Source organism: Methylosinus sp. DMC45, assembly GCF_056313885.1.
In genome coordinates this window covers 424466-449456 of the sequence record NZ_JBQUZK010000056.1, presented here as the reverse complement: position 1 = coordinate 449456, position 24991 = coordinate 424466, and the positions used below count along the sequence as shown (strand labels likewise).

Here is a 24991-nt window from a genome sequence, read left to right as displayed (position 1 = left end):
GGGCACGGGGCGTTAGCCAGAAACGGAAAAGCGCCCCGAGCCCCTCATCCTCACCTTCTCCCCGCATGCGGGGAGAAGGAAGGCGGCGAAGGCCGCGCGCTTTTTTCCGAGCCGACGTCTTCGAGCCGCCCGACGTTTCTAAATCCTCGACTTTTCTCGCATCCTCGACTTGGCCCGACTACGGGTCGTCGGCGCAAACCCTCCCCAGGCGCGCCGGCGACCCGGTTTTTTATTCGGGGAAGGCTGCGTGAATCAAAACGCCGTGCGGCGCTCCAGCGCTGCGGCCAGCGTGCCTTCGTCGAGATAATCCAGCTCGCCGCCGACCGGCACGCCATGGGCGAGGCGCGTCGTCTTGACGCCGAGCGGGGCCAGGAGATCGGCGAGATAATGCGCCGTCGTCTGCCCATCGACAGTGGCGTTCACGGCGATGATCGCCTCGCGCACGGAGCCCTCGCTCACGCGCTGCATCAGGCTCGCTATGTTCAGCTCATTGGGGCCGACGCCATCCAAGGGCGACAGCACGCCGCCGAGCACATGATAGCGCGCCGCCAGCAGCCCGGCGCGCTCCAGCGCCCAGAGATCGGCCACCGTCTCGACAATGACCAGAATGCCCGCGTCGCGGCGCCCGTCGCGGCAGATGGCGCAAGGGTCGCTGGTGTCGATATTTCCGCAGGTCGTGCAGGTGAGAATGCGCTCATGCGCGACGCGCATCGCCTCGCCGAGCGGGCCGAGCAATTCCTCGCGCTTGCGCATCAGATGCAGCACGGCGCGCCGCGCCGAACGCGGCCCGAGCCCGGGCAATCGCGCCAGCAATTGCACGAGGCGCTCGATCTCGGGTCCGGCGATGCGTTCGGCCAATGGGGGGAGCCTGTGAGTGGCGAATAGTGAGCAGCGAGTGGCGAGTAGCGAGTAGGGAATTAGGTCTACTCGCTATTCGCTATTCGCTGCTCGCTCCAATCAGAACGGCAGTTTCAGACCCGGCGGCAATTGCAGCCCGCCGGTCACTTCCTTCATCTTCTCGGCGAGCGTCTCCTCCGCCTTGGCGCGCGCCTGCGCATGGGCGGTGACGATTAGATCCTCGAGAATGTCGCTCTCTTCCGGCTTCAGCAGGCTCGGATCGATGGCGAGGCGCTGCAGCGCGCCTTTGGCGGTCATCGTCACGCGCACCAGCCCGCCGCCGGCCTCGCCTTCCACCAGAGTCTGGTCGAGCTGCCCTTGCAGCTCGGCCATTTTCGATTGCATGGCCTGCGCCTGCTTCATCAGTCCCATGAAGTCGAGCATGTCTCTCTCCCCGCGCGGCGACGTTTCAGACGTCGTCCGGCTCCTCGTCGTCATAAGCCAATTCGGCGCCGGCCGTCGCGGCCTGTTCCGTCTCCTTGCCGCGCACGGCGACGATCTCCGCGCCGGGAAACCGCGCCAATATGCTCGCCACCAGCGGATCGGCCTCGATCCCGGAGCGCTTCTCGCTCTCGCGGGCCAAGGCCTCCTCGCGCAGCGTCGGCGCGCCGCCGGAGGCGAGCGCCACCAGCCAGCGCGTCCCGGTCCAGTCCTGCAGCTTCTGCATCAAGAGCTGCGGCAGCCGCGCCGAGCCGCCCGGCGTCAGCTCGAACTCGATGCGTCCCTGCTCGAAGCGCACGAGCCGCACTTCCGTCTCGAGCGCGATCTTCATTTGTATGTCGCGCTTCTCGCCCGCCAGGGCCACGAGCGCGTGGAAATCGGCGATTTTCACCCCCGTCGCCGGGGAAGGCTCCGCCGCGCGGCGCTGGGCCGGCGCGGCGCTGGTCGCGATTGCCGAAGGCGCCGCCGAGAAAGCCGCGGGCTTGGGCGCCGGCGCGAGCGCGACCGGAGGCCGCTCGCCGCCGGGCGTCGCCGCGGGGGCCGAGCCCGGCGCGGGACGCGGCGCGCCGCCCTGGCCGAAGCCGAGCTTGCGCAGCGCCTCCTCCGGCGAGGGCATTTCGGCGGCGTGGGTCAGGCGCACCAGCACCATATCGGCGCTGGCCAGCGGACGCGGCGAGCTGCGCAGCTCGTCGACGCCCTTCATCAAAATCTGCCACGCGCGCGTCAGCACGGAGATGGAGAGCGTGCCCGCCGCATCGCCGCCGCGGCGGCGCTCCTCCTCGGTCAGCGCATTGGATTGCGCGGCGTCCGGCGCGAGCTTCAGCCGCGTCACGAGATGGGTGAATTCGGCCAGCTCCAGCAGAACTTGCGCCGGATCGGCGCCGCCGTCGTATTGGTCCTGCAGCAGAGCGATGGCGGCGGCGATCTCGCCCTTCATCGCCGCCTCGAAGAGATCGATGACGCGCGATTTGTCGGCGACGCCGAGCATCAGCCGCAAATCCTGCGCGGCGATCGCGCCGCCGCCCGCCGCGCCATGGGCGATGGCCTGATCGAGCAGCGACAGCGCGTCGCGCGCCGAGCCTTCCGCTGCGCGGGCGACCATGGCCAGCGCCTCGTCCTCGATCGTCACGCTCTCGAGATCGCAGATCTTGCGCAAATGCGCCGCGAGCAGGCCGGCGTCTATGCGGCGCAGATCGAAGCGCTGACAGCGTGAGCGCACGGTGACGGGAACCTTGTCGATCTCCGTCGTCGCGAAGATGAATTTCACATGTTCCGGCGGCTCTTCCAGCGTCTTCAGCAGGCCGTTGAAGGCGGCCTTGGAGAGCATGTGCACTTCGTCGATGATGTAGACCTTGACGCGCGCCATCACCGGGCGATAGCGCGCATTCTCGATGATCTCGCGAATATCGTCGATGCCGGTGTGCGAGGCGGCGTCCATCTCCAGCACGTCGGGATGGCGCGAATCGATGATCGCCTGACAATGCGCGCCGAGCGCGTCCATATGGATCGTCGGGCGATCGACGCCGGGGCGGCCGTCCTGCGCGGGCAGCTCATAATTGAAGGCGCGGGCGAGAATGCGCGCGGTCGTCGTCTTGCCGACGCCGCGCACGCCGGTCAAGAGATAGGCCTGATGGATGCGGTTCAGCTCGAAGGCGTTCTCGAGCGTGCGCACCATCGGCTCCTGGCCGATGAGATCGGCGAAGCCGGATGGGCGATATTTGCGCGCCAGCACGCGATAGGCGGCGGAAGGCGCGCCGGCGGCTTGCGGATCGGGAAACATCGCGTCATCCATGGCGGAAGTCTAAAGGCTCGCGACCGCCTTATCCACCGCCACGCGGCGAAAATCTAGACGCTTCTCCCGTCGACGTGCGTCGACGCCAGCGCGCGCGGATCGACGCCGTCGAGGCAATTGACGTTGACCGCGACCATTTGCGCGCCATCCGGCGACACGCCCTGGGCGAAGGGCTCGATCCCGCAGATCTTGCAGAAGCGGTGAGCGATCATCTTCTTGTTGAAACGATATTCGCCGAGAGCGTCCTCGCCCGAGCTCAAGTGGAATTTTTCCGCGGGCGTGAAGCTCAAGACGGCGCCCAGCCGCTGACAACGGGAGCAATTGCATGTGATGGTGTGGTCGAGGTCCAGCGTCGCTTCGAACGTCACCGCCCGACATTGGCAGGAGCCGTGATACGACGCATCGCCCATGAGCAAAATTCTCCGCAAAATAAGAGTGGGAGGCTGGACGAAGACCCGCCCGGAACTCGTTAGGGCTGCTTCCTTCCGGACCTGACCCGGTTGGCGAGTGGAGCGTCCACCGCCAACCTCCCGCGCCCTATGTGGCAAAACTCGCGCGCCGGCGCAAGGGCGTCGAGGTGGGTCGGCTATTTCAAGCGATCGGCGAAGAAGCGAACGACCTGGCCACGGGCCTGGTCCGCCTTCGGATTGCCGTCCTTGAGGAAAAAGCCGTGGCCTTGGCCTGGAAAGGTGATGAGTTCCGCCTCGCGGCCGAGCGAGCGCGCGAAGTTGCGCAGCCGGATTCCTGTGCTCTGCTGGAAAACATGGTCCTCACCGCCCCAGATCAACAGGAGCGGCGGCATGGAGCGGACGTGTGGCTGAAAATTGGCGGGAAAGTCGCCGTCGACGACGACAGCGGCGTCGATCTCAGAATTATTCGAACCGGCCGCCGTCGTCGGCATCGCGCCGAGCGAGACGCCGAGCAATCCAATTTTTGTCCGATATTCGGCCCGCTGCCGCAAGGCGGCGACGGTCGCATGGATCGTCTCCGTCCAGGCGGCCATTCGATTCGAGTAATAGGCGATGCGATCCCGCGCGGATTTTGCACTCTCGAACGCCGCCGCGTCGCTGTCGGAAATATAATTGACGAAAAACACGTCGATCCCTAGCGCGTTGAGATCGGCCGCTAGTCGAAGATAGGTGGGGGATCTGTACCCCTTGGAGCCGCTCGCCACCAGCACTGCTGGACGCAGCGCGAAGCCCGCTGTCGTATGGCCGGTCACGGTGAACCGACCTTCGGAGGTTTCGAGCGCCAGTTCGTCTGCTGGTGGGGTCGATGTCATGAAAAATATCATCGCTGCGAAAGCGAATAGGCTCCAGACGGGCAAGACGATTAAAGCTCCGAAACGAGACAGGACTGGCTGCTTTTAAAATATGCCCCGAATTCATGCGGCGCCACATCCATTCTATCGTCACCTGCCTCCGGGGTCGATCGAGGGCTCTGCCGACGCTTACTCCTTCGCCGCGGCCTCGCGCGCCTTGGCGGCGAGCTTCTCGGTCTGCTCGCTGATGTCGGCGATGATTTTAGTGGCCGCCTCCTGGTTCGCCTTGGCCGCCTGCTCGCCCGCGCTCTGGGCGGAGACGAAGGCTTCCTTGGCGAGATTGGTGCACAGCTCGCCGACGCGCGAGGCGCGGGCGAAAAAATCGCCATAGGCGTTGCGGTAGAATTCCGACTGCAATTGCACGATGTCGTCGATCTTCTGCACACGCAGCAGCTTCTCGAAATAGTTGCGGCTATTGTCGAGCGACTGCTTGGAGTAGTCGGTCGCCTCCTCCGCTATGGCGCGCAGGCTCTTGGCGGTGGAGCTGGTCGCGGTGTTGAAGGCGTCGAGCTGATATTTTCCGAGATCGCGAAAATCGCCGAAATTCTGATTGGCCATCCGATCCTCCCGCCGGTCGCGGCGCGGGGGAGGCGGCCCTCCCAGGCTACGCGCACGCGACACTGCTCGCTGGCGCGATTCTCGGAAATGCGCGGCGCGAGGGCAAATCGTGGAAACCACGTAGCTTCCGCTCACGTTCACGTCTTTTTCGGCGCCCGCCCGCCCGTCATCGCGAGCGTGGCGACGCGATCCAGAGCCGTGGGGCGGTCCTGGATTGCTTCGTCGCTGCGCTCCTCGCAATGACGGCGAAGACTTAGGAGCCGCGTCAAATCGTCAGCTGAGCGCCGAGCTCCACCACGCGGTCGGTCGGTATGGAGAAGAAGTCGGTGGCGTTGGCCGATTGCTTGGTCAGAGCGACATAGAGCTTGTCCTGCCAGACCGGCATTTCCGAGGCCGGGCTCTCCTTGATCGAGCGCCGGCCGAGGAAGAAGGAGGTGGTCATAATATCGTATTTGACCCCCGCCTTGCGCATCGCCGCCAGCGCCGCCGGCACGCGCGGGCTCTCCATGAAGCCGAAGTGCAGAGTCGCGCGGGTGAAGTCGGGCGCGAGCTTCTCGATCTCGAAGCGCTTTTCCGGCGGCACGCGCGGCGTGTCCTCCGTGCTGACGCAAATGACCAGCACGCGCTCGTGCAGCACCTTATTGTGCTTGAGATTGTGCAGCAGCGCAGTGGGCGCGGCCTCCGGGTCGCTGGTCAGAAAGACGGCCGTGCCGGGCACGCGCGTCGGCTTGGATTTCTCCAGCATGGCGATGAGATCGCGGATCGGGATCGAATCGCGATGCGTCTTCTCGGCGAGCAAGGATGTGCCGCGCACCCAGGTCCACATCACCACCATGGAGCCGCCGCCGAGCAGCAGCGGAACCCAGCCGCCCTCGACCACCTTCATGAGATTGGCGGCCAGAAAGGCGAGATCGACGGTGAGGAAGGCGAGGATGAACAGCGACGCCGCCCACAGCGGCCAATGCCATTTGCGCCACACCACGATGAAGGCGAGCGCCGTCGTCGTCACCATCGTGCCGGTGACGGCGATGCCATAGGCGGAGGCGAGCGCGCTCGAGCTCTTGAAGGCCGTGACCAGCACCAGCACGCCGATCAGCAGCAGCCGATTGACGCGGCCGATGTAGATCTGCCCCTCCTGCGTCGCGGAAGTGTGGGTGATCTCGAGGCGCGGCAGCAGGCCGAGCTGTATCGCCTGGCGCACGATGGAGAAGGCGCCGGTGATGACCGCCTGGCTGGCGATGACGGTGGCGAGGGTCGAGAGAATGACCAGCGGCAGCAGCGCCCAGTCCGGCGCCATCAGAAAGAAGGGATTCTCGATCGCCTTGGGATCGGCGAGGATCAGCGCGCCCTGGCCGAGATAATTTAGGAACAGCGCCGGCAGCACGAAGAACATCCAGGCGATCTGGATCGGCGCGCGGCCGAAATGGCCCATATCGGCGTAGAGCGCCTCGGCGCCGGTGACGACGAGGAAGACCGAGCCCAGCACCGCGAAGCCGATCCAGCCATGGGTCAGCAGAAAGACGAAGCCGTGGCGCGGATCGAAGGCGCGCAGAACCTGCGGCGCATCGCCGATATGAGAGGCGCCGAGCGCCGCCATCACGATGAAGAAGATCGCCATCACCGGGCCGAAGAGCGCGGCGACGCGCGCCGTGCCATGGCTCTGCCCCCAGAACAGCGAGACGAGAATCGCGACGGTGATGGGGAAGACGAATTCGCCGAATTTCGGATTGACGATCTCGAGCCCCTCGACCGCCGAGAGCACGGAAATCGCCGGCGTGATGATGGCGTCGCCGGAGAACAGCGCCGCGCCGGCGACGCCGAGGAGGAAGACCGGCGTCGCGCGCCGGCCCAGCGCGATCTGCGCCAGCGCCATCAGCGAGAGAATGCCGCCCTCGCCGCGATTGTCGGCGCGCATCAGGAAGAACACATATTTCGCGGTGACGGTGAAGATCAGCGCGAAAATGAGCAGCGAGATCGTGCCGATGACGACATCCTCGCCGAGCCCGCCGGATTTGGCGTGGGCCAGCGACTCGCGCAGCGCATAGAGCGGGCTGGTGCCGATGTCGCCATAGACGACGCCGATCGAGCCGATGATGAGGCCCGCGCTCGTCGCCGAGCCGTGGCCATCGGCGACGGGGGCCGGCTGCATCGCCGCCGCGCCCTCCATGTCGCATCGAGAGGAAGAGCCCGCCGCGTCACGCGCCACATTGGGATCCATGGAGTTTTCCTCGAAAGACATAGGATGCGCGGGCGCCCGGCCGGTCCCTCGACATGCTGTTCGGCATGCTCGGACCCGGCTGCGCCGGCGCGGCGATATACGCCTGTTCCAGATAGAAGAGAAGCCGCCGCCGGCCATTTCCCGGGAAAATCCCGTAGACGCCGGCGGTTGCGACGCGCCGCCGCCGGCCGGGCTGGCCTCGCGGCCGCGGCGGTGCTATGGCCGAGCCCTCGTCACATCGTCCCCGGCGGTTCCGGCGACGCGAACGCTCGAAAAATGATCGCGATTGTCCTCGGAGGCGTCGGCCTCCTCGTCTGGCTCTATCTCCTGCTCGGCAATGGCGGCTTCTGGCGCCTCACCGAGCACGACCGCCGTTTCGTTCCCAAGGGAGCGCAAGTCCCCCAGGGCGCGCGCGTCGTCGCCGTCATTCCGGCGCGCGACGAGGCGGATGTCGTCGCCATCGGCCTTCGATCCTTGTTCCGCCAGGAGTTTTCCGGCCGGCTCGAGATCGTCCTCGTCGATGACGAGAGCTCCGACGGCACGGCCGAGGTCGCCCGCGCCTGCGCCCGCGAGGAAGGCGCCGAGGATCGGCTCACCGTGCTCCAGGGCCGGCCGGAGCAAGGCTGGACCGGCAAGCTCGCGGCCATGGACCGCGGCGTCGCTCATGTGCTCGGCTCCGGCGTCTCGCCCGATTTCATCCTGTTCTGCGACGCCGACATCGCCTTCGCGCCGGGCCTCGTCGAGCGGCTCGTCGCCGGCGCGGCGGCGCGGGGGACGGTGCTCTCCTCGCTGATGGTCAAGCTGCGCTGCGAGAGCCTCGCCGAGCGCTGGTTCGTGCCGGCTTTCGTCTTCTTCTTCCAGATGCTCTACCCCTTCCCGCGCGTGAACGACCCGAAGAGCCCGGTCGCCGGGGCGGCCGGCGGGGTGATGCTGGTGCGTCCCGCTGCGCTGGAGGAGGCCGGCGGCCTCCAGCAGATCCGCGGCGCGCTGATCGACGATTGCGCGCTCGGCAAGCTGATGAAGAAGCAAGGGCCGATCTGGCTCGGCCTCACCGACGACGCCTGGAGCCTGCGGCCCTATCCGCATTTGCGCGACATAGAGCAGATGGTGACGCGCTCGGCCTATGCGCAATTGGGCTATTCGCCCTGGCGGCTGGCCGGCGCGGTTCTCGGCATGGGCCTCGTCTATCTCGCGCCGCCCCTTCTCGCTTTCACGGCGCCGGAGCCGGCCGCCTATCTCGCGCTCGTCGCCTATCTATTGATGGCGCAGTCCTATATGCCGTCTCTGCGTTTCTACGGACGCAATCGGCTCGGCGCCTTCGCCTTGCCGGCGGTCGCCGCCTGCTATACGTGGTTCACGCTATTGTCCGCCTGGCGGCACACACGCGGGCGCGGCGGCGCGTGGAAGGGCCGCTACCAGGCCCCCTGAGGAGGATGAGCGATCACATGAGCGACATCGCCGCCGCCGCTTCGGGGAAAGGCCATAAGGACGAGAATTTCCCCGTCGCCTCTCTGTTCGCGCCGCGCCATCGCGCGGCCGTGCTGGCTTTCTACGATTTCGTGCGCGCCGCGGACGATATCTCCGACCATGCGACGCTCCCGGGCGCGCAGAAAATCGCCATGCTGGACCGCATGGAGGCGGCGCTGCTCGGCTCCGGCGAGGATATTCCGGTCGCGACAAAGCTGCGCGCCGAGCTGGCCGCGCGCGGCCTCGAGCCCCGCCATGCGCAGGATCTGCTCATCGCCTTTCGCCGCGACGTGACGCAATTGCGCTATAGAGACTGGGACGATCTCATCGATTACTGCCGCTATTCGGCCATGCCGGTCGGCCGCTTCGTGCTGGACGTCCATGGCGAGGATCGCGCGCGGACATGGGCGGCCAATGACGCCCTCTGCGCGGCGCTGCAGATCATCAATCATCTGCAGGATTGCGCCAAGGACTACCGCAATCTCGATCGCGTCTATCTGCCGCAGGACATGCTCGCCGCCGCTGGCGCGAGCGTCGAGATGCTGTCGGCCGATCGCGCCTCGCCGCAGCTCGCCGCGACTCTGCGCGCGCTGGCCGAGCGCACGCAGGAACTGCTGAAGGAGAGCGCGCCTTTCGCCGATCTCATCGCCGACACGCGCCTCGCCATGGAAGTGGGCGCGATCCAGCGCCTCGCCGAGACGCTCACCGCGCGGCTGCGCGTCGCCGATCCGCTGAGCGAGAAGGTCCACGCCTCCAAGCGCCAATATCTTCTCACGGCGCTCGCCGGCGCCGGGACCACTCTGCTGCGCCGGCTCATATCGCCGCGCGCCGCCTCTGCTGCGAGCGTCGCGCGATGAGCATGGAGACGATCGCCCCCGAGGCGCCGCGGGTCGCCGCGAAAAGCTCCTTCTATCTCGCCATGCGCATTCTCGAGCCCGAGCGGCGCGACGCGATGTATGCGATCTACGGCTTCTGCCGCGCCGTCGACGACATAGCGGACGAGGAGGGCGATCGCGCCTTGCGCCTCTCCCAGCTCGACGATTGGCGGCGCGATCTCGATGCGCTCTACGCCGGCCGCACGCATCAGCGTTGCGCCGATCTGGCGCGGCCGGTGCGTCGCTTCGGCCTCGAGCGCGCCGATTTCGAGGCGGTCATAGACGGGATGGCGATGGATGTCGTGGAGGACATTCGCGCGCCGGAATGGGATCGGCTCGATCTCTATTGCGATCATGTCGCGAGCGCGGTGGGGCGGCTGTCGGTGCGCGTCTTCGGCCTCGCCGATGAGGCGGAGAGCGCCGGCGGCGCGCTGCCGACCAAGGCGCGAATGCTCGCCTATCACATGGGCCGCGCCTTGCAGCTCACCAATATTCTGCGCGATCTCGACGAGGACGAGGCGCGCGGCCGGCTCTATCTCCCGCGCGAGGCGCTGGAGTCGGCCGGCGTCACGAATTTCGCGCGCGGCGCTGTGCTGGCGCATCCCGGCCTTCAGCAAGTCTGCGCTGCGGTGGCCGAGCGCGCGCGCAAGCATTATGCGGAATCGGAGCTGCTGATGCGCGTCTCGCCGCAGCGCGCGGTGAAGGCGCCTTATCTGATGGCGACCGCCTATCGCTCGGTTCTCGACCGTCTGGTGGCGCGCGGTTTCGCGCCGCCGCGGGCGCCGGTCTCCGCCTCGCGGACGAAAGTCCTGCTGGCGCTGCTGAGATTCGCGCTGACGTGAGCGGAACCACCCATATCATCGGCGCCGGCCTCGCTGGCCTCTCCTGCGCCATTCGCCTGACCGACGAGGGCCGGAGCGTCGCGCTCTATGAAGCGGCGCGCATGGCGGGCGGGCGCTGCCGCTCCTATTATGATTCCAGCCTCGATCTCGTCATCGACAATGGCAATCATCTGCTGCTCTCCGGCAATTCCACGGCGCTGGATTACGCCCGCCGCATCGGCTCGGCGGAGGAGCTGGCAGGGCCGAAGGAATGCGCCTTCGATTTTTTGGACACGCGCGATGGCGTTCGCTGGCGCATGCGGCCCAATTCCTCGCGCCTGCCCTGGTGGATTTTTGTGCGTGATCGCCGCGCGCCCGGCACGGCGCCGGGCGATTATCTCGGCGCGATCGGCATTCTCCTCGCCAAAAAGGGCGCGACCATCGGCGAGGCGATGAAATGTTCCGGCGTGCTCTATGAGCGGCTGTGGGGGCCGGTGCTGCTCTCCGCGCTCAACACGGAGCCGCGCGAGTCTTCCGCCGCTCTCGCCGCCGCCGTGCTGCGCGAGACGCTCGCCGCAGGCGGCGCCGCCTGCCGTCCGCTGGTCGCGCGGCGCGGGCTCGGGACGGCTTTCATCGAGCCGGCGCTGAGCGCGCTCGCCGCGCGGGGCGCCGCGCCCCGCTTCGCCGCGCGGCTGAAGGGAATCGAATTTTCCGAGGAGCGCGCCACAGCGCTCGATTTCGGCGACGAGAAAATCGCGCTCGGCGCGAATGATCGCGTCGCGCTCGCCGTCCCGCCCTGGGCGGCGCAGGAGCTCGTTCCGGGCCTCGTCGCGCCGGATGATTTTCGCGGCATCGTCAATGCGCATTTCAAGATCGCGCCGCCGCCCGGCCAGCCGGCGCTGCTCGGCATGATCGGCTCGCTCACCGAATGGCTGTTCGCTTTCGAGGATCGGCTCTCGGTGACGATCAGCGGCGCCGATCGGCTGATGGACGAGCCGCGCGAAAGCCTCGCCGAGCGCATATGGGCCGAGGTCGCCGCCGCTACGGGCCTGCCGGCGGAGCTGCCGCCATGGCAGATCGTGAAGGAAAAGCGCGCCACTTTCGCCGCGACGCCGGCGCAGCAGCAGCGCCGCCCCGGCGCTGTGACGCGCTGGCGCAATCTCTTCCTCGCCGGCGATTGGACGGCGACCGGCCTTCCGGCGACGATCGAAGGGGCGATCAGGTCCGGCTATCGCGCGGCGGAGCTGGCGGCGCGTTCGTAGGCTGATCCCGCCGCCGCCGTCATCGCGAGGAGCGTAGCGACGACGCGATCCAGGGGCCGCCCACGGCTGAAGGATTGCTTCGCTACGCTCGCAATGACGATGGGCGGAGGGAGCGCGTGCAGACAAAAGCGAGCCTAAGGCTCGCGATCCAAAGCGCCCCCTGGACCGCGGTCAGGCTCGCATCGCCTCCTCAATTCCTTCCAAAAGTCTCGTCGAAGGAATAGCCGGTGCCGCGCACGGTGCGGATCGGGTCTTTCTCGCGGCCGCGGATGATCGCTTTGCGCAGGCGGCCGACATGCACGTCGACGGTGCGCTCGTCGATCTCCGCCGAGAGGCCCCATACGCTGTCCAGCAATTGCGCGCGCGAGAAGACGCGGCCGGGCTTCTCCATCAGATATTCCAGCAGGCGGAACTCGGTCGGGCCGAGATGAATCTCGCGTCCGCCGCGCTTGACGCGGCGCGTCTCGCGGTCGAGGTCTATGTCGCCGGCGACGAGGCGCGTCGCCACCCGCTCCGGCCGCGCGCGGCGCAGCAGCGCATGGACGCGCGCCATCAGCTCCGGCGGCGAGAAGGGCTTCACCACATAATCGTCGGCGCCGATGGAGAGGCCGCGCACACGCTCATTCTCGTCGCCGCGCGCGGTGAGCATGATGATCGGCATGCTGCGCGTGTCGTCGCGCGCGCGGAGGCGCCGGCAGATCTCGAGGCCGGAGACGCCGGGCAGCATCCAGTCGAGAATGACGAGATCGGGCTGCGATTCGGCGAGGCGGATTTCCGCCTCGTCGCCACGCTCTATATGCTCGACGAGAAAGCCCTCGGCCTCGAGATTATAGCCGAGCAGCAGCGCCAGCGCCGCGTCGTCCTCGACGACGAGAATTCGCGGCGCCCTGTCGTGCGGCGCCTCGCGCGGAGCGGCGACGCGGATTTCATTCATTTCGTGGGCTCATCCGGTTCCGCGCTGGCGGGGAGGCTCGCCGATTTGCCCTTGGGGCGGTCGGTCGGCATCGCCTCGCCAGTGACGAGATAGACGATCGTCTCGGCGACATTGGTGGTGTGATCGCCGATGCGCTCTATGTTCTTCGAGCAGAAGAGCAGATGCGTGCAGAAGGAGATGTTGCGCGGATCCTCCATCATGAAGGTGAGGAGATCGCGGAACACCGAATCTTCCAGCGCGTCGAGCTCGCTGTCATTGGTCCAGACCGCGCGGGCGCGCTCGACGTCGCGCTGAGCGTAGGCGTCCAGCACGTCCTTCAGCTGAATGGCCGCGACTTCCGCCATCGTCTTGAGGCCGATGACGGCGCGCGGCACCCGCGCCTCGGAGAGGATTTTCACCGTGCGCTTGGCGATGCTCTTGGCGAGATCGCCGACGCGCTCGAGATCGGCGGCGATGCGCATGGCGGCGATGCATTCGCGCAGATCGATGGCGAGCGGCTGCCGCCGCGCGATGGTGAGGATGGCGTTCTCCTCTATCTCGCGCTGCAGCGCGTCGAGGCGCTGATCGGTGGCGACGACGCGATGGGCGAGCTCTATGTCGAAATTGGCGAGCGCATCCATGGCTTCGGCGAGCATTTTCTCGGCGATGCCTCCCATCTCGGCGATACGACGGCCGAGCACTTCGAGGTCGCGGTCATAGGAGCTGACGATATGTTCGCTCATGGTCTCAATGTCCTCGTGCGCGATGCGCGCTCAGCCGAAGCGGCCGGTGATATAGTCCTGCGTCTTCTTGTTCTGCGGCGCGGTGAAGAGATTATTGGTCTCGCCGAACTCGACGAGATCGCCGAGATACATGAAGGCGGTGAAATCGGAGACGCGCGCCGCCTGCTGCATGTTGTGGGTGACGATGGCGATCGTGTAGCGCTCGGACATTTCGTCGATGAGCTCCTCGATCTTCGCCGTCGAGATCGGGTCCAGCGCCGAGCAGGGCTCGTCGAACAGGATCACCTCCGGCTGAATGGCGACGGTGCGCGCGATGCACAGGCGCTGCTGCTGGCCGCCAGAGAGCCCCAGGCCGCTGGAGTTCAGCTTGTCGCGCACCTCGTCCCACAAAGCCGCGCCGCGCAGCGCCGCCTCGACGCGCCCGTCCAGCTCGCTGCGCGAGAGCTTCTCATAGAGGCGAATGCCGAAGGCGATATTGTCGTAGATCGACATGGGGAAGGGCGTCGGCTTCTGGAACACCATGCCAACGCGCGAGCGCAGGAGATTGAGGTCGACGCGCGGGTCGAGGATGTTCTCGCCGTCGAGCAGCACCTCGCCCTCGGCCCGCTGCTTGGGATAGAGGTCGTACATGCGGTTCAATATGCGCAGCAGAGTCGATTTGCCGCAGCCGGACGGGCCGATGAAGGCCGTCACCTTATTGGTGTAGAGCGGCAGCGAGATCGATTTCAGCGCCTTTGTCGATCCGTAATAAAAATCCAGATCGCGAACCGAGACTTTGGTCGGAATGGTGGCTTCGACAACCGGCATGGCGGTCATTTGTGTTTTCCCTGGCTGCTGAGCGCGCGCGCGGTGATGGAGAGCAGAAGGACGGCGATGGTGACGAGCAGAGCGCCGGTCCAGGCGAGCTGCTGCCAGTCCTTGTAGGGCGAGAGCGCGAATTGGAAGATGACGACGGGCAGGCTGGAGACCGGCGCGTTGAGATCCGTGCTCCAGAACTGATTGTTGAGCGAGGTGAACAGCAGCGGCGCCGTCTCGCCGGAGACGCGCGCAATGGCCAGCAGCACGCCGGTGACGATGCCCGATTTCGCCGCGCGATAGGCGACGCGCATCAGCATATGCGAGCGCGGCAGGCCGAGCGCCGTCGCCGCCTCGCGCAGCGGCAGCGGCACCAGCAGCAGCATGTCCTCCGTGGTGCGCACGACGACCGGCACCACCAGCACGCCCAGCGCCAGCGCGCCCGCTATGCCGGAGAAATGCCCGACGCGGGCCACCACCACCGTATAGACGAAGAGGCCGATGACGATGGAGGGCGCGCTGAGCAGAATGTCGTTGATGAAGCGCACGAGGGTGCTGAGCTTCGAGTAGCGGCCATATTCGGCCATATAGGTGCCGGCGAGCATTCCGAGCGGCGTGCCGAGCAGCACGCCGATCGTCGTCATCACCAGCGAGCCGGCGATGGCGTTGAGCAATCCGCCGGTGGCGCCGGGAGGCGGCGTCATCTCGGTGAAGACGGCCGGCGAGAGGCCGCGCGCGCCTTCATAGATCAGCGCGCCGAGGATCAGCACCAGCCAGGCGAGGCCGAACAGCGTGCCGGTCCAGCACAGCGTCGTGGCGACGATATTGATGCGGCGGCGGGAGGAATAGAGGGACAAGGGTCAGGCTCCCGATTTCTGCTCGATGCGCATCAGCATGAAGCGCGCCGCCGCCAGCACGAAGAAGGTGATGACGAAGAGGATGAGGCCGAGCTCGATCAGCGCGGAGGTGTAGAGATCGCCGACAGCCTCGGTGAACTCATTGGCGATGGTCGCCGATATGGTCGTGCCCGGCGCGAGCAGCGAGCTCGACACCTTATGGGCGTTGCCGATGACGAAGGTGACGGCCATCGTCTCGCCGAGCGCGCGGCCGAGGCCGAGCATGACGCCCCCGATCACGCCGACGCGCGTGTAGGGAATGACGACATGGCGCATCACTTCCCAGGTCGTGCAGCCGACGCCCGAGGCCGCCTCCTTCAGCACCGGCGGAACCGTGTCGAACACGTCGCGCGAGATGGAGGTGATGAAGGGCAGCACCATGATCGCCAGAATGAAGCCCGCCGTCAGCATGCCGATGCCATAGGGCGGGCCGGCGAAGAGGCTCGACAGCACGGGAATGTCGCCGGTGAGCGAGATCAGCGCAGGCTGCACATGCTGCTGCAGGAAGGGCGCCAGCACGAACAGGCCCCAAATGCCGTAGATGATCGAGGGAATGCCGGCGAGCAGCTCTATGGCGACGCCGATCGGCCGGCGTAGCGCATGGGGGCAGAGCTCGGTGAGGAAGATGGCGATGCCGAGGCCCAGCGGCACGGCGATGACCATGGCGATGGTCGATGTCACCAGAGTGCCGTAGATGGGCGCCACGGCGCCGAATCTCTCGGTGACGGGATTCCACGATTCCGTCGTCAAAAAGCCGAGGCCGAAGGCTTTTATCGCCGGAAGAGAGCCATAGACGAGCGAGAAGATCACCCCGCCGAGAATGAGCAGGACGAGCACCGCGGCGGCGCGGGTCAAATTATGAAAGAAGAAGTCGAACAAGGCCATGCGGCCGAGAACTTGCCGGCGGTCGACTTCGGCGGCGCGGGGCGACGCTTCTACGATTGCTAGGTCCGACACGCTATTGTCTCTCGTTTGGCGGTTGAAGCCGACGTCCATCGCGCGCTCCCGAAGGCGGATTTTTCATCTTTAGGTCATAGCGCAGGTCTCGGGAGAACTCACCGCGTCGAGCCGCGCCGCGTCGAAAAGAAGCGGGCATGGCGCATTCGCGGGCAGGTCGTTTCGCGACATTCCATACCTTTCGCGACATTCCACACCTGCGGCTCTCGCGCGTCTCGCGAGCGGCGCCGGCGAAAATTTCTTCTCGCCGGCGCGCAGACGATATTTTAGTTCGAGGCCAGCGGCTTGCCGCTCGCATCCTTCACATTGGCCGCCCAGCTCTTCTTGATAAGAGCGACGACATTGGCCGGCAGCGGGATGTAATCCAGCTCCTCGGCCGCCTTGCCGCCCTTGGCGAAGGCCCAGCTGAAGAACTTCAGCGCCTCGCCGGCCGCGGCCGCATCCTGCGGAGCCTTGGGCAGCAGGATGAAGGTGGCGGCGGTGATCGGCCAGGACTGCGCGCCCGGCTGGTCGGTGAGGATCTGATAGAAGCCCGGCGCATTGGCCCAATCGGCGTTGGAGGCCGCGGCCTGGAAGGTCGGCGTCGTCGGGGCGACGGTCTTGCCGTCCTTGTTGACGAGCTTGGTGAAGTTCAGCTTGTTCTGCTTGGCGTAGGCGTATTCGACATAGCCGACCGCGCCCTTGGTGTTGGCGACATTGTTGGCCACGCCCTCATTGCCCTTGGCGCCGATGCCGACCGGCCATTCGACCGAGGCGTTCTCGCCGACCTTGGCCTTCCAATCCGGGCTGACCTTGGACAGGTAGTTGGTGAAGTTGAAGGTGGTGCCCGATCCGTCGGAGCGATGCACGACGGCGATCGCGGCGGAGGGGAGCTTCGCCTTCGGATTCAGCTTCTTGATCGCCGCGTCGTCCCAGCTCTTGATCTCGCCGAGGAAGATGGAGGCGAGCGTCTTGCCGTCGAGGACGAGATCGCCGGAGGCGACGCCGTCCAGATTGACGACCGGCACGATGCCGCCGATCACCTGCGGCCATTGGGTGAGGCCCGCGGCCTCCAGCTCCTCGGCCTTCAGCGGCTGGTCGGAGGCGCCGAAGGTCACGGTGCGCGCCTTGATCTGCTTGATGCCGCCGCCCGAGCCGATCGACTGATAATTGAGGCCGTTGCCGGTCTCTTTCTTATAGCTGTCCGCCCATTTGGCGTAGATCGGATAGGGGAAGGTGGCGCCGGCGCCGGAGATGTCGATCGCGAAAGCGGCGCCCGCCGTCGCCACGGCCAGGGTCGTCGCCAAAGCGACGCGATGGAAAACTTTGGAAAGCATGTTCGGTCTCTTTCGAGCTCGAGGTTCACTGTGTCGGCGCGCGTCCAGCGCCCCAGCGAGGCGCACCCTAGTGGCGCGCGGCGAGGGTTTTACGACAGCGGGATGACTGTCACATGACAGTGTATCTGGCTGATTTATTTTCTGAATTTGCGACTGCTCAGGCGCCGTCGGGCTTGTCCGGGTCGATCAATGGCAAAAATACGCGAAAAGTGGCGCCTTTTCCTGGCGCGGAATCTATGGCGAGCCTGCCGCGGTGGCGAGCCACGATATGCTTGACGATCGCGAGGCCGAGCCCGGTGCCGCCCTTCGCGCGGCTCTTGCCGGCGTCGACGCGATAGAAGCGCTCGGTGAGGCGCGGCAAATGTTCCGGCGCTATGCCCGGACCGTGGTCGCGCACCGAGAAGACGGCGGAAGCGCCGAGCGGGGAGAGCGTGATCTCCACCGGGCCGGCTCCATATTTGATCGAGTTCTCGATGAGATTTTCGGCGACGCGGGCGAGCTCGTCGCGGTCGCCCGGCACCACCACCGTGCCCTCTATGTCGAGCTTCAGCTCTATGCCGCCGTCCTCCGCCATGGGCGCCAGAGTGTCGACGATATGGGCGACGAGAATTCCGAGATCGACCGGCGTGTCCGGGCGCAGATGCAGATGCTGCTCGATGCGCGAGAGGGAGAGGAGATCATCGACGAGGCGCGACATGCGCTGCGCCTGATCGCGCATGATGGAGAGAAAGCGGTCGCGCGCCTTGGCGTCGTCGCGGGCCGGCCCCTGCAGCGTCTCCACGAAGCCGAGCAGCGAGGCGAGCGGTGTGCGCAGCTCATGGCTGGCGTTGGCGACGAAATCGACGCGCATGCGCTCGACGCGGCGCGATTCGGTGAGGTCGCGCAGGCTCACCACGGCGGCGTTCTCATAGCCTTCGAGGCGCAGCGGCGCGATATGCACCTCGAACCAGCATTCCACCGGCAGGCGCTCGAGCCAGATGACCTTCTCCGGCTGGCCGCCGCGCAGCACGCGATCCAGCGCGTCCAGCACATCCGGCGAGCGCAGGCTGCGGGCCAGCGGATCATTGGGCCGCAGCGAGGGCAGCACGGAGCGCGCGGCGCGATTGGAGGCGACGATGCGCGCCTCCGAATCGATGACGAAGACCGCTTCGGGCAGCGCGTCGATGACGAGGCCGAGCAGAGCTTCGCCCTGATAGCGTCGGCGTAGATCCGGCATCGGTCCTCTCGTCATTTCGTCTGGCTCCGAAAGGGAGCCCCCTCAATCGCGCGACCGCTGCGCGGCGCAGATCACTCGCGCGTCTCCAATATGCGGGCGATGGTCTCGCGCAGGCTGTTCCAGCGCCGCGAGCCTTCGTCTGCGCCGAGAAGCGCGAGCGCGAGAATAAAGGGCAGGAAATAATAGATGACGCGGAACAGCAGCAGAGAGGCCAAAAGGCTCTCCTGCGAATGCGAGGGCAGAGCGTTCAGCATCGTCGCCTCGAAAACGCCGATGCCGCCCGGCGCATGGCTGATGACGCCGAGAATGCAGGCGAAGACATAGACCGAGACGAAGGTCGCGAAATCGAGATCGACATCATGCGGCAGCAGCGCATAGAGCGCGGCCGCGGCGCAGCAGAGATCGGCGACGCCGAGCAGAGTCTGGCCGCCGGTGGGCGCGAGGCCGGGCAGCTCGAAGAAATGCCCGCGCAGCCGCACCCGGCGCCGGCGCAGCGACACCCAGACGATATAATAGACGACGCCGGCGCAGGTCGCGAGGCCGAGCCCGAAATTGAGGAAAGCCGGCAGCTTGTCTATGGCGCCGAGCTCGCCGGCGCGCGCCATGAGGCCGACGCCGACCACGGAGGTCATGCCGAGCCAGAAGGTGACGCCCGCTATGACGGTGACATTGGCCACCTGCACGGCGGTGACGCCGACGCGCGCATAGATCCAATAGCGGACCGCCGCCGCGGTGACGACGGGAAAGCCGAGATTGAAGGAGAAGGCGTAGCTCGCGAAGGAGGCGAGCGCGGCGATGCGATAGGGCACATGCAGCCGCAATTGCCGCAACGCCAGCGCGTCATAGCCGGTGAGCGCGACATAGGAGAGCGCGGTGAGCAGCAGGGCGGCGAAAATCTGCTCGGCGCTCATCGCCGCTATGGCGGCGCGAACGTCGGAGAATTTGACGCTGGAGATCGCGCTGGCGAGAGCGAAGCCGGCGAGCGCGAAAACGGCGAGGCTGGCGACGCCGCCGAGCGCCTTGCCGAGATTGGGCGCGATATAGCGGCGCGCCGTCGCCAGCAGATCGAGGCCCGCGTTTTGGCCCGGATCGGGCTTCGCCTCGGCCGGCGCGTCGACGCCGGCCTCCGAAAGATCGCTGTCTGGCCGCTTCAATTTCGCTCTTTCCTCGATGCGTCGTCGAATATGCGCGGAATAGGCCTCTTCGATACGACGTCGGGCGGCGGAGTTCAAAGGCGATCGGCGGGCCTCGCGGCGTCCGTTCATAGGAATCTCGTTTGTCCCTGTTGCGCGCGCCCGCGGGCGGCGGGATGAGACGCCGGCGCGGAGCCCGCCCATCGTTCATCCGCGCGTCGCAAGAGAACGTCGCGGGGAGAGCATGGTTCGGTTTCGCCCCGAAGCGTGACGATAAGATGACGCGGCGGCCCGGACCGTCATGCGAAGGGGCCGTCAGAACAAGCCATGCACGAACCAGCGCGGCGGCTGGCTCTCGCGGCCGAAGAGCCCCTCGCGAAACAGCCAGAAGCGTCCGCCCTCCCGATCCTCCACATAGAAATAGTCGCGGGTGGCGGCGTTGTCCGGCGCGCTCCACCATTGCGGGGCGATGCGTTCCGGCCCCTCATAGGCCGCGAGCTCGTGCAGCAGCCGGCGCCAGCGGAAGCGCAGCGGCGGCCCGTCGGGCGTGAGCGCCACCGCCTCGATCGGCTCCGGCCGCTCGAACAGCCGCAACGGCCGCGCCGGGACGCCCGCGCGGAGATAGGAAGGCGGCGCGGCTTCCTCCGCCGCCGCAGGGGCGGGGGCGGAGGCGGGCCGCAGCGCGACGGCGAGCTCTGGAATATGCGAGGCCTGCGGATAGGCCCGCAGCACGCGGCGCGGCCCCAGCCGCGCGCCGAGGCGATCGACGAGATCGTCCAGCCGCGCGTCATGCGCATTTTCCCGCGCATTTTCCCGTCCGGCCAGATCGATTTTTCCGAGGCCGAGGTCCTCCTGCGGCGCATCGCAGCGCTCGACCCGCGCGGCGCCGAGCCGCAGCACGTCATAGCCATAGCCCGTGTCGAGCCCCTCCTCCGCCAGCACGGCGAGGCGCTCGCGCAGCAGCAGGGCGATCGTGTCTGGATCGCGCAGCGGCCGGCTGGTTCCCGTCTCTATATGCGCGACGGCGCCGTCGACGCGGTAGAAAACCGCCTCCAGCTCCCGCGCGCCGACGCCATGGCGCTCGAGCAGCAGGCACAGCTCGTGGGCGAGGCCGTGAAGCGTGCGCTCTATGTCCTCCTGCCGCGTGAGCCCTTCGGGAAAGCGGCGCTCGGCCATGAAATCCGGGGCTTCGAAGCGCGGCGAGATCGGCTCGCGGCGGCGGCAGGCGATGGCGTCGAGCCGCGTCATGGCCTCCGCCCCGAGCCTTGCCGTGAGCGGCGCGCGCGGCCGCGCCAGCAGATCGCCGAGGCTGCGCAGCCCGGCGCGGTCCAGCCTCTGCCGGGCTTCCGCATCGAGATCGAGCGCGGCGATGGGAAGGCCGGCGGCGATCGCCTCCAGCTCCTCCCCGGTCGCGCCCTCCGCCACATGGCGCCGGCGGGAGAAGCGCGCCAATGCGCGCGCCAGCGCCGGGCCGGGCGCGATCGCTCCTCTCGCCGCAAAGCCCTGGGCGGCGAGGCGGCGCTCGACCTCCGCCAGCAGCGCCGCCTCGCCGCCGAAGAGATGCGCCGCTCCCGAAATATCCAGGAGCAGCCCATTCGGCGGATCGGCCGCGGCGAGCGGGGTGAAGCGGCGGCACCAATCGGCGATCCGCCCCAGCAGCTCGGCGTCGGCCTGCGGGTCGGCCTCGGCCAGCCGCAGGGCGGGGCGCATGGCGCGCGCGTCGGCGACCGCCATGCCGGGGACGAGCCCGGCCGCCTCGGCGCGCGCGTCGACGGCGGTCAGCCGCTCGGCGCCGCCGAGCTTGGCCCAGACGGCGAAGGGCGCCTCCGCCTCAGGCGAGGGCGCGTTTTTGCGCGCGAGCCGGTCGGTCGACAGGCACGGCAGATGCACGGCGAGGCAACGCATGGAAAGGCGCCCCATGGAACTCGGCCTCCTGATGATCGAAAACAATGTCGCGCCAGGCCTGCGGGTCGAAGGCGCCGACGAGGCCGCGCGCCTTGACGACACGCAGGCGGAAAACGGGCGGGCCGGGCAGGGGCCGCGGCGCGCCTTCGGCCCGTGGCGGCGGCGCGCCGGCGGCGATCTCGAAGCGCGCCTCGGCGGCGCTGGCCAGCCTTTGCGCGGCGCCGGCCGCGCGCGGCAACAGCAGCAGGCCGGCGCAATCGCCGCGGCGGGCGGCGAGCGCCAGCCGGCGCGAGGCGGTGAGGTCATAGGCGCTCGCATCGGCCCAGCTCTCGGCGATGACGACGGCGGCGCCGCTCTTGAGCGCCTCCTCCATGGCCCAGAGCGTCTCGCGCGGACGGCGCGTGCGCGCCAGCACCAGAAGCTCCGGCGGCAGGCCCGCCGCCTGCAGGCCCCGCCCATAGGGCAGGCCGAGCTCGCGCGCCGCCATATCCTCGGCGATCCAGACGATCCCGCCCTGCGGCCGCAGGCGCAGCCGGCGCAGCGCCAGGGCGAAGGCGAAGCCCGCCGCCGCAGCAGCGTCGGTCGGCCGCGCCGGCAAGGCCTCGCGCAGGCCGCCGCGGCCGGGATCGAGCAGGCGCGACAGCCCCTCGTCCCGCGGAGCCGCCGCAGGCGCGGGCGCGCCGCCCGCCTCCAGCGCGGCGATCCGACGACGCAAAAAAACAATGCGTTCCGATGAGCCGCTGCGCGACATCGGGTCCCCGATCTCCAGATTGTTGCCTATTTGTTCTCATGCTGACTCCGCTGAGGGGGAGAGTCAAGCGAGGGGTGAATTTGTATTTCTCCTGGCCCGCTGCCGCTTCCGCGACAGAGAAAAATGACCTATTTTCGTGGAAAATGGCCAGATTGGAGCCTGCGCATGCCTAGTTACTCCATCGCCAACGCCAAAGAGCAACTGTCGCGCTTGATCGACGAAACCCTGCGAGGCGAAACTGTCACGATCACACGCCATGGCAAGCCTGTCGTCGAATTGCGCCCGAGCGCGGGCGCGCCCGATAGAATGACGGACGAAGAAATGGCGCGGCTGCGCGCGCGCCGCGCCGCTCGTCCCCCGCTCGGCGAGGACGCCGTCACGATCATCCGCGAGATGCGGGACAGGGAGCGGTGAGATTCTATCTCGACGCCAATCTGCTCGTAGCGCTCTTCGCGGCGGACATTCACTCGTCTGCGGCGGACGCTTGGATCGATTCAAATCCGGGCGAATTATGCGTCGGCGATTTCACGAGAGTCGAATTCGCCGCGGTCATGTCGCGGCGTTTTCGCGTCGAGCCGGCGAGCGAGAAGCTCATGCGTGAGGCGCTCGATGATTTCGATGAATGGACGCGGCGCATGACGATTCCGATCGACACTCTTCCGCGCGACATGACGCTGGCCGATCGTCTCGTGCGTGATTTTGCCTTGAAACTATCGGCGCCGGACGCATTGCATCTCGCTCTGTGCGAAAATCGAAACGACACGCTCGTCACTTTCGACATGCGCCTCGCAGAGGCGGCGCGCCGCCGAGGCGTGAAGACGATTGCCCCCTCGTGACGAAGGGCGTCTCGGCTCCGCCACCCGATGACCAGGGTGTCGCGGCTTTGAAATGCGGCCGGCCTCCCCTGAAAACAAGCACGCTTCCGCCTCTCCCCGGGGGAAACCCCGCCGGGGAGGGCTGCTCATATCGCCGACTATCTCGTCGCGTCTGGCGTCACGCAGGGACGCAAGTGTCGGGAACCGGACAAACCTCGGCGCAATGCGGAGACTCGCCGTCGCATTCCGTGCACTTCTTGGGGTCGATGATATAGGTGTCGCCCTTCATGCGAATGGCGGCGGTCGGACAGTCGAACTCGCAGGCGCCGCAGACGGTGCATTGCGACGCGATAATCTTCAAGGCCATAATACTCTCCCCGATCGTTTTGGGACGCGGCGCCCGCGAAACGGCGCCGCGCGTCTCGACGCGACAATCGGGGGCAAGCAAGAATCGTTTCAATTTGCATCCGCCGGCTCCGCTCGCGGCGGATCGCCGCGCCGGCGCGCCCGGCGGCGGCCTCGAAATCCCACATTGCCCGTAGACTAATAATCCGGTTAAATCCGCCAGCGAGCGCGCCGCGGCGCCAAAAAACGAGGACGGAAATGCCGATCGACAGCAAGCATCCAGAGACATTGGCCCTCCACGCCGGCTGGCGTTCCGATCCGACGACCGGCGCCGTCGCGCCGCCCATCTATCAGACGACCTCCTACCAGTTCCGCGACACGGAGCACGCCGCAAATCTCTTCGCGCTCAAGGAGCTGGGCAATATCTACACGCGCATCGGCAATCCGACGACCTCCATTCTCGAGGAGCGTCTCGCCGCGCTCGAGGGCGGCGTCGCGGCGCTCGCGCTCGCCTCGGGACAGGCGGCCTCGGCCTTCGCGCTGCAAAATCTGGCGCGCGCCGGCGACAATGTCGTCGCCTCCACCGATCTTTATGGCGGCACCTGGAATCTCTTCGCCAACACGCTGAAGGACCAGGGCCTCGAGGTGCGCTTCGTCGATCCGAGCGACCCGGAGAATTTCCGCCGCGCCACCGACGATCGCACGCGCGCCTATTACGCCGAGACTCTGCCGAACCCCAAGCTCACTGTCTTCCCCATTGCGGAAGTCGCGGCGATCGGCCGCGAATATGGAATTCCGCTCATCGCCGACAACACAGCCGCGCCGCTATTGGTGAAGCCGCTCGAGCATGGCGCGGCCATCGTCGTCTATTCGACGACCAAATATATCGGCGGCCATGGAACGTCGATCGGCGGCGCCATCATCGACGGCGGCAATTTCGATTGGGAGAAGTTTCCTGCGCGCCAGCCCGCGCTCAACACGCCGGACGCCAGCTATCACGGCGCCGTCTGGGTGGAGGCGGTCAAGCCGCTCGGCCCCGTCGCCTATATCATCAAGGCGCGCACGACATTGCTGCGCGATCTCGGCGCCGCCGTCTCGCCCTTCAACGCCTTTCTCACTCTGCAGGGCATAGAGACCCTGCCGCTGCGCTTGGAGCGCCATGTCTCCAATGCGCAGGCGGTCGCGGATTTTCTGTCGAAGCGCGCCGAGGTGACGAAGGTCATTCATCCCTCGCGCCAGAGCGGCGCGGAGCGCGAGCGCGCCGATAAATATCTGAAGGGAAAATATGGCGCGCTGGTCGGCTTCGAGCTCGCCGGCGGCCTCGAGGCCGGCCGGCGATTCATCGATGCGCTGAAGCTCTTCTATCATGTCGCCAATATCGGCGACGCTCGCAGCCTCGCGATCCATCCGGCGACGACGACGCATTCGCAGCTGTCGCCGGAGGCGCAGCTCGCGACCGGCGTCACGCCCGGCTATGTGCGTCTCGCCATCGGCATAGAGCATATCGACGATATTCTCGCCGATCTCGATTCCGCGCTGAAGGCCGCGGCCTGA

The 24991-nt window shown here is 67.0% G+C and carries 25 protein-coding genes and 1 other RNA gene; 7 read left to right on the top strand and 19 right to left on the bottom strand.

Annotated features, from left to right (window positions below; all coding sequences use genetic code 11):
• Nucleotides 1-252 precede the first annotated feature (252 nt).
• From recR to ACT53T_RS21210, 8 genes are all read right to left on the bottom strand, one after another.
• The gene (gene recR / locus ACT53T_RS21245) at nt 253-918 is read right to left on the bottom strand and encodes a recombination mediator RecR (protein ID WP_476162830.1); all 666 of its coding nucleotides are present in this window, start codon (nt 916-918) and stop codon (nt 253-255) included.
• 39 nt (nt 919-957) lie between these two features.
• Nucleotides 958-1281, bottom strand: coding sequence for a YbaB/EbfC family nucleoid-associated protein (locus ACT53T_RS21240; protein ID WP_018267059.1), 324 nt, complete (start codon nt 1279-1281; stop codon nt 958-960).
• A 25-nt stretch (nt 1282-1306) separates the two neighbouring features.
• Entirely contained in the window at nt 1307-3130 is a 1824-nt protein-coding gene (locus ACT53T_RS21235; protein WP_476162728.1) for a DNA polymerase III subunit gamma/tau, read from the bottom strand.
• Nucleotides 3131-3183: 53 nt separating this feature from the next.
• Complete coding sequence (locus ACT53T_RS21230) at nt 3184-3540, bottom strand: GFA family protein (protein WP_196407694.1); 357 nt, start codon at nt 3538-3540, stop codon at nt 3184-3186.
• Between the two features lie 24 nt (nt 3541-3564).
• Nucleotides 3565-3662, bottom strand: an RNA gene (ffs, locus tag ACT53T_RS21225) — signal recognition particle sRNA small type.
• A 54-nt stretch (nt 3663-3716) separates the two neighbouring features.
• Entirely contained in the window at nt 3717-4412 is a 696-nt protein-coding gene (locus ACT53T_RS21220) for a dienelactone hydrolase family protein (RefSeq protein ID WP_476162727.1), read from the bottom strand.
• 168 nt (nt 4413-4580) lie between these two features.
• On the bottom strand, nt 4581-5009 hold the full coding sequence (locus ACT53T_RS21215) for a phasin family protein (RefSeq protein ID WP_476162726.1): 429 nt from the start codon (nt 5007-5009) through the stop codon (nt 4581-4583).
• Nucleotides 5010-5274: 265 nt separating this feature from the next.
• The gene (locus tag ACT53T_RS21210; RefSeq protein ID WP_400770012.1) at nt 5275-7227 is read right to left on the bottom strand and encodes a potassium transporter Kup; all 1953 of its coding nucleotides are present in this window, start codon (nt 7225-7227) and stop codon (nt 5275-5277) included.
• A gap of 276 nt (nt 7228-7503) precedes the next feature.
• Here ACT53T_RS21210 and ACT53T_RS21205 point away from each other — a divergent pair, with 276 nt between their 5' ends.
• The 4 genes from ACT53T_RS21205 to hpnE are packed head-to-tail and all read left to right on the top strand — an operon-like array spanning nt 7504 to nt 11652.
• The gene (locus ACT53T_RS21205; protein WP_476162725.1) at nt 7504-8655 is read left to right on the top strand and encodes a glycosyltransferase; all 1152 of its coding nucleotides are present in this window, start codon (nt 7504-7506) and stop codon (nt 8653-8655) included.
• Between the two features lie 17 nt (nt 8656-8672).
• Nucleotides 8673-9551, top strand: a complete 879-nt coding sequence (hpnC, locus tag ACT53T_RS21200; protein ID WP_476162724.1) for a squalene synthase HpnC — start codon at nt 8673-8675, stop codon at nt 9549-9551.
• On the top strand, nt 9548-10411 hold the full coding sequence (gene hpnD, locus ACT53T_RS21195; protein WP_476162723.1) for a presqualene diphosphate synthase HpnD: 864 nt from the start codon (nt 9548-9550) through the stop codon (nt 10409-10411). The genes hpnC and hpnD overlap by 4 nt, the downstream gene beginning before the upstream one ends.
• The gene (gene hpnE / locus ACT53T_RS21190; RefSeq protein ID WP_476162722.1) at nt 10408-11652 is read left to right on the top strand and encodes a hydroxysqualene dehydroxylase HpnE; all 1245 of its coding nucleotides are present in this window, start codon (nt 10408-10410) and stop codon (nt 11650-11652) included. Before hpnD ends, hpnE begins: the two co-directional genes overlap by 4 nt.
• Nucleotides 11653-11842: 190 nt before the next feature.
• Here hpnE and phoB read toward each other — a convergent pair whose 3' ends face one another.
• From phoB to ACT53T_RS21140, 10 genes are all read right to left on the bottom strand, one after another.
• Nucleotides 11843-12586, bottom strand: a complete 744-nt coding sequence (gene phoB, locus ACT53T_RS21185) for a phosphate regulon transcriptional regulator PhoB (RefSeq protein WP_018267051.1) — start codon at nt 12584-12586, stop codon at nt 11843-11845.
• Nucleotides 12583-13308, bottom strand: coding sequence for a phosphate signaling complex protein PhoU (gene phoU / locus ACT53T_RS21180; protein ID WP_018267050.1), 726 nt, complete (start codon nt 13306-13308; stop codon nt 12583-12585). Before phoU ends, phoB begins: the two co-directional genes overlap by 4 nt.
• A gap of 30 nt (nt 13309-13338) precedes the next feature.
• Nucleotides 13339-14124 carry a phosphate ABC transporter ATP-binding protein PstB gene (gene pstB / locus ACT53T_RS21175; RefSeq protein WP_018267049.1) on the bottom strand — a complete coding sequence of 262 codons (786 nt, stop codon included), beginning with the start codon at nt 14122-14124 and terminating at the stop codon, nt 13339-13341.
• The gene (pstA, locus tag ACT53T_RS21170) at nt 14121-14960 is read right to left on the bottom strand and encodes a phosphate ABC transporter permease PstA (RefSeq protein ID WP_018267048.1); all 840 of its coding nucleotides are present in this window, start codon (nt 14958-14960) and stop codon (nt 14121-14123) included. Before pstA ends, pstB begins: the two co-directional genes overlap by 4 nt.
• Nucleotides 14961-14963: 3 nt before the next feature.
• Entirely contained in the window at nt 14964-15995 is a 1032-nt protein-coding gene (pstC, locus tag ACT53T_RS21165; protein WP_476162721.1) for a phosphate ABC transporter permease subunit PstC, read from the bottom strand.
• 227 nt (nt 15996-16222) lie between these two features.
• Nucleotides 16223-17272 carry a phosphate ABC transporter substrate-binding protein PstS gene (gene pstS / locus ACT53T_RS21160; protein WP_018267045.1) on the bottom strand — a complete coding sequence of 350 codons (1050 nt, stop codon included), beginning with the start codon at nt 17270-17272 and terminating at the stop codon, nt 16223-16225.
• 157 nt (nt 17273-17429) lie between these two features.
• Complete coding sequence (locus tag ACT53T_RS21155) at nt 17430-18488, bottom strand: ATP-binding protein (RefSeq protein ID WP_018267044.1); 1059 nt, start codon at nt 18486-18488, stop codon at nt 17430-17432.
• Between the two features lie 71 nt (nt 18489-18559).
• Nucleotides 18560-19753: a lysylphosphatidylglycerol synthase domain-containing protein gene (locus ACT53T_RS21150; RefSeq protein WP_018267043.1), complete on the bottom strand. Its 1194-nt coding sequence runs from the start codon at nt 19751-19753 to the stop codon at nt 18560-18562.
• A gap of 183 nt (nt 19754-19936) precedes the next feature.
• Nucleotides 19937-21541: a Y-family DNA polymerase gene (locus tag ACT53T_RS21145; RefSeq protein WP_476162720.1), complete on the bottom strand. Its 1605-nt coding sequence runs from the start codon at nt 21539-21541 to the stop codon at nt 19937-19939.
• Nucleotides 21453-22241, bottom strand: coding sequence for a hypothetical protein (locus tag ACT53T_RS21140; protein WP_476162719.1), 789 nt, complete (start codon nt 22239-22241; stop codon nt 21453-21455). Before ACT53T_RS21140 ends, ACT53T_RS21145 begins: the two co-directional genes overlap by 89 nt.
• A 201-nt stretch (nt 22242-22442) precedes the next feature.
• Between ACT53T_RS21140 and ACT53T_RS21135 the strand changes: the two genes are divergently transcribed.
• Nucleotides 22443-22691 (top strand): type II toxin-antitoxin system Phd/YefM family antitoxin, encoded by a 249-nt coding sequence (locus tag ACT53T_RS21135; protein WP_476162718.1) that lies wholly within the window; start codon nt 22443-22445, stop codon nt 22689-22691.
• Nucleotides 22688-23113 carry a type II toxin-antitoxin system VapC family toxin gene (locus tag ACT53T_RS21130; protein ID WP_476162717.1) on the top strand — a complete coding sequence of 142 codons (426 nt, stop codon included), beginning with the start codon at nt 22688-22690 and terminating at the stop codon, nt 23111-23113. Before ACT53T_RS21135 ends, ACT53T_RS21130 begins: the two co-directional genes overlap by 4 nt.
• A gap of 157 nt (nt 23114-23270) precedes the next feature.
• Here ACT53T_RS21130 and ACT53T_RS21125 read toward each other — a convergent pair whose 3' ends face one another.
• Nucleotides 23271-23459 (bottom strand): 4Fe-4S dicluster domain-containing protein, encoded by a 189-nt coding sequence (locus ACT53T_RS21125; RefSeq protein WP_018267040.1) that lies wholly within the window; start codon nt 23457-23459, stop codon nt 23271-23273.
• Nucleotides 23460-23695: 236 nt separating this feature from the next.
• Here ACT53T_RS21125 and ACT53T_RS21120 point away from each other — a divergent pair, with 236 nt between their 5' ends.
• Nucleotides 23696-24991 (top strand): O-acetylhomoserine aminocarboxypropyltransferase/cysteine synthase family protein, encoded by a 1296-nt coding sequence (locus ACT53T_RS21120; protein ID WP_476162716.1) that lies wholly within the window; start codon nt 23696-23698, stop codon nt 24989-24991.

What these genes read in the sequence shown, in the direction of transcription:
- ACT53T_RS21240 (WP_018267059.1), bottom strand. Translation starts at nt 1,281, where the DNA reads ATGCTCGACTTCATGGGACTGATGAAGCAGGCGCAGGCCATGCAATCG.
- ACT53T_RS21235 (WP_476162728.1), bottom strand. Translation starts at nt 3,130, where the DNA reads ATGGATGACGCGATGTTTCCCGATCCGCAAGCCGCCGGCGCGCCTTCC.
- ACT53T_RS21230 (WP_196407694.1), bottom strand. Translation starts at nt 3,540, where the DNA reads ATGGGCGATGCGTCGTATCACGGCTCCTGCCAATGTCGGGCGGTGACG.
- ACT53T_RS21220 (WP_476162727.1), bottom strand. Translation starts at nt 4,412, where the DNA reads ATGACATCGACCCCACCAGCAGACGAACTGGCGCTCGAAACCTCCGAA.
- ACT53T_RS21215 (WP_476162726.1), bottom strand. Translation starts at nt 5,009, where the DNA reads ATGGCCAATCAGAATTTCGGCGATTTTCGCGATCTCGGAAAATATCAG.
- ACT53T_RS21210 (WP_400770012.1), bottom strand. Translation starts at nt 7,227, where the DNA reads ATGGATCCCAATGTGGCGCGTGACGCGGCGGGCTCTTCCTCTCGATGC.
- ACT53T_RS21205 (WP_476162725.1), top strand. Translation starts at nt 7,504, where the DNA reads ATGATCGCGATTGTCCTCGGAGGCGTCGGCCTCCTCGTCTGGCTCTAT.
- hpnC (WP_476162724.1), top strand. Translation starts at nt 8,673, where the DNA reads ATGAGCGACATCGCCGCCGCCGCTTCGGGGAAAGGCCATAAGGACGAG.
- hpnD (WP_476162723.1), top strand. Translation starts at nt 9,548, where the DNA reads ATGAGCATGGAGACGATCGCCCCCGAGGCGCCGCGGGTCGCCGCGAAA.
- phoB (WP_018267051.1), bottom strand. Translation starts at nt 12,586, where the DNA reads ATGAATGAAATCCGCGTCGCCGCTCCGCGCGAGGCGCCGCACGACAGG.
- phoU (WP_018267050.1), bottom strand. Translation starts at nt 13,308, where the DNA reads ATGAGCGAACATATCGTCAGCTCCTATGACCGCGACCTCGAAGTGCTC.
- pstB (WP_018267049.1), bottom strand. Translation starts at nt 14,124, where the DNA reads ATGACCGCCATGCCGGTTGTCGAAGCCACCATTCCGACCAAAGTCTCG.
- pstC (WP_476162721.1), bottom strand. Translation starts at nt 15,995, where the DNA reads ATGGACGTCGGCTTCAACCGCCAAACGAGAGACAATAGCGTGTCGGAC.
- pstS (WP_018267045.1), bottom strand. Translation starts at nt 17,272, where the DNA reads ATGCTTTCCAAAGTTTTCCATCGCGTCGCTTTGGCGACGACCCTGGCC.
- ACT53T_RS21155 (WP_018267044.1), bottom strand. Translation starts at nt 18,488, where the DNA reads ATGCCGGATCTACGCCGACGCTATCAGGGCGAAGCTCTGCTCGGCCTC.
- ACT53T_RS21150 (WP_018267043.1), bottom strand. Translation starts at nt 19,753, where the DNA reads ATGAACGGACGCCGCGAGGCCCGCCGATCGCCTTTGAACTCCGCCGCC.
- ACT53T_RS21145 (WP_476162720.1), bottom strand. Translation starts at nt 21,541, where the DNA reads ATGGGGCGCCTTTCCATGCGTTGCCTCGCCGTGCATCTGCCGTGCCTG.
- ACT53T_RS21135 (WP_476162718.1), top strand. Translation starts at nt 22,443, where the DNA reads ATGCCTAGTTACTCCATCGCCAACGCCAAAGAGCAACTGTCGCGCTTG.
- ACT53T_RS21125 (WP_018267040.1), bottom strand. Translation starts at nt 23,459, where the DNA reads ATGGCCTTGAAGATTATCGCGTCGCAATGCACCGTCTGCGGCGCCTGC.
- ACT53T_RS21120 (WP_476162716.1), top strand. Translation starts at nt 23,696, where the DNA reads ATGCCGATCGACAGCAAGCATCCAGAGACATTGGCCCTCCACGCCGGC.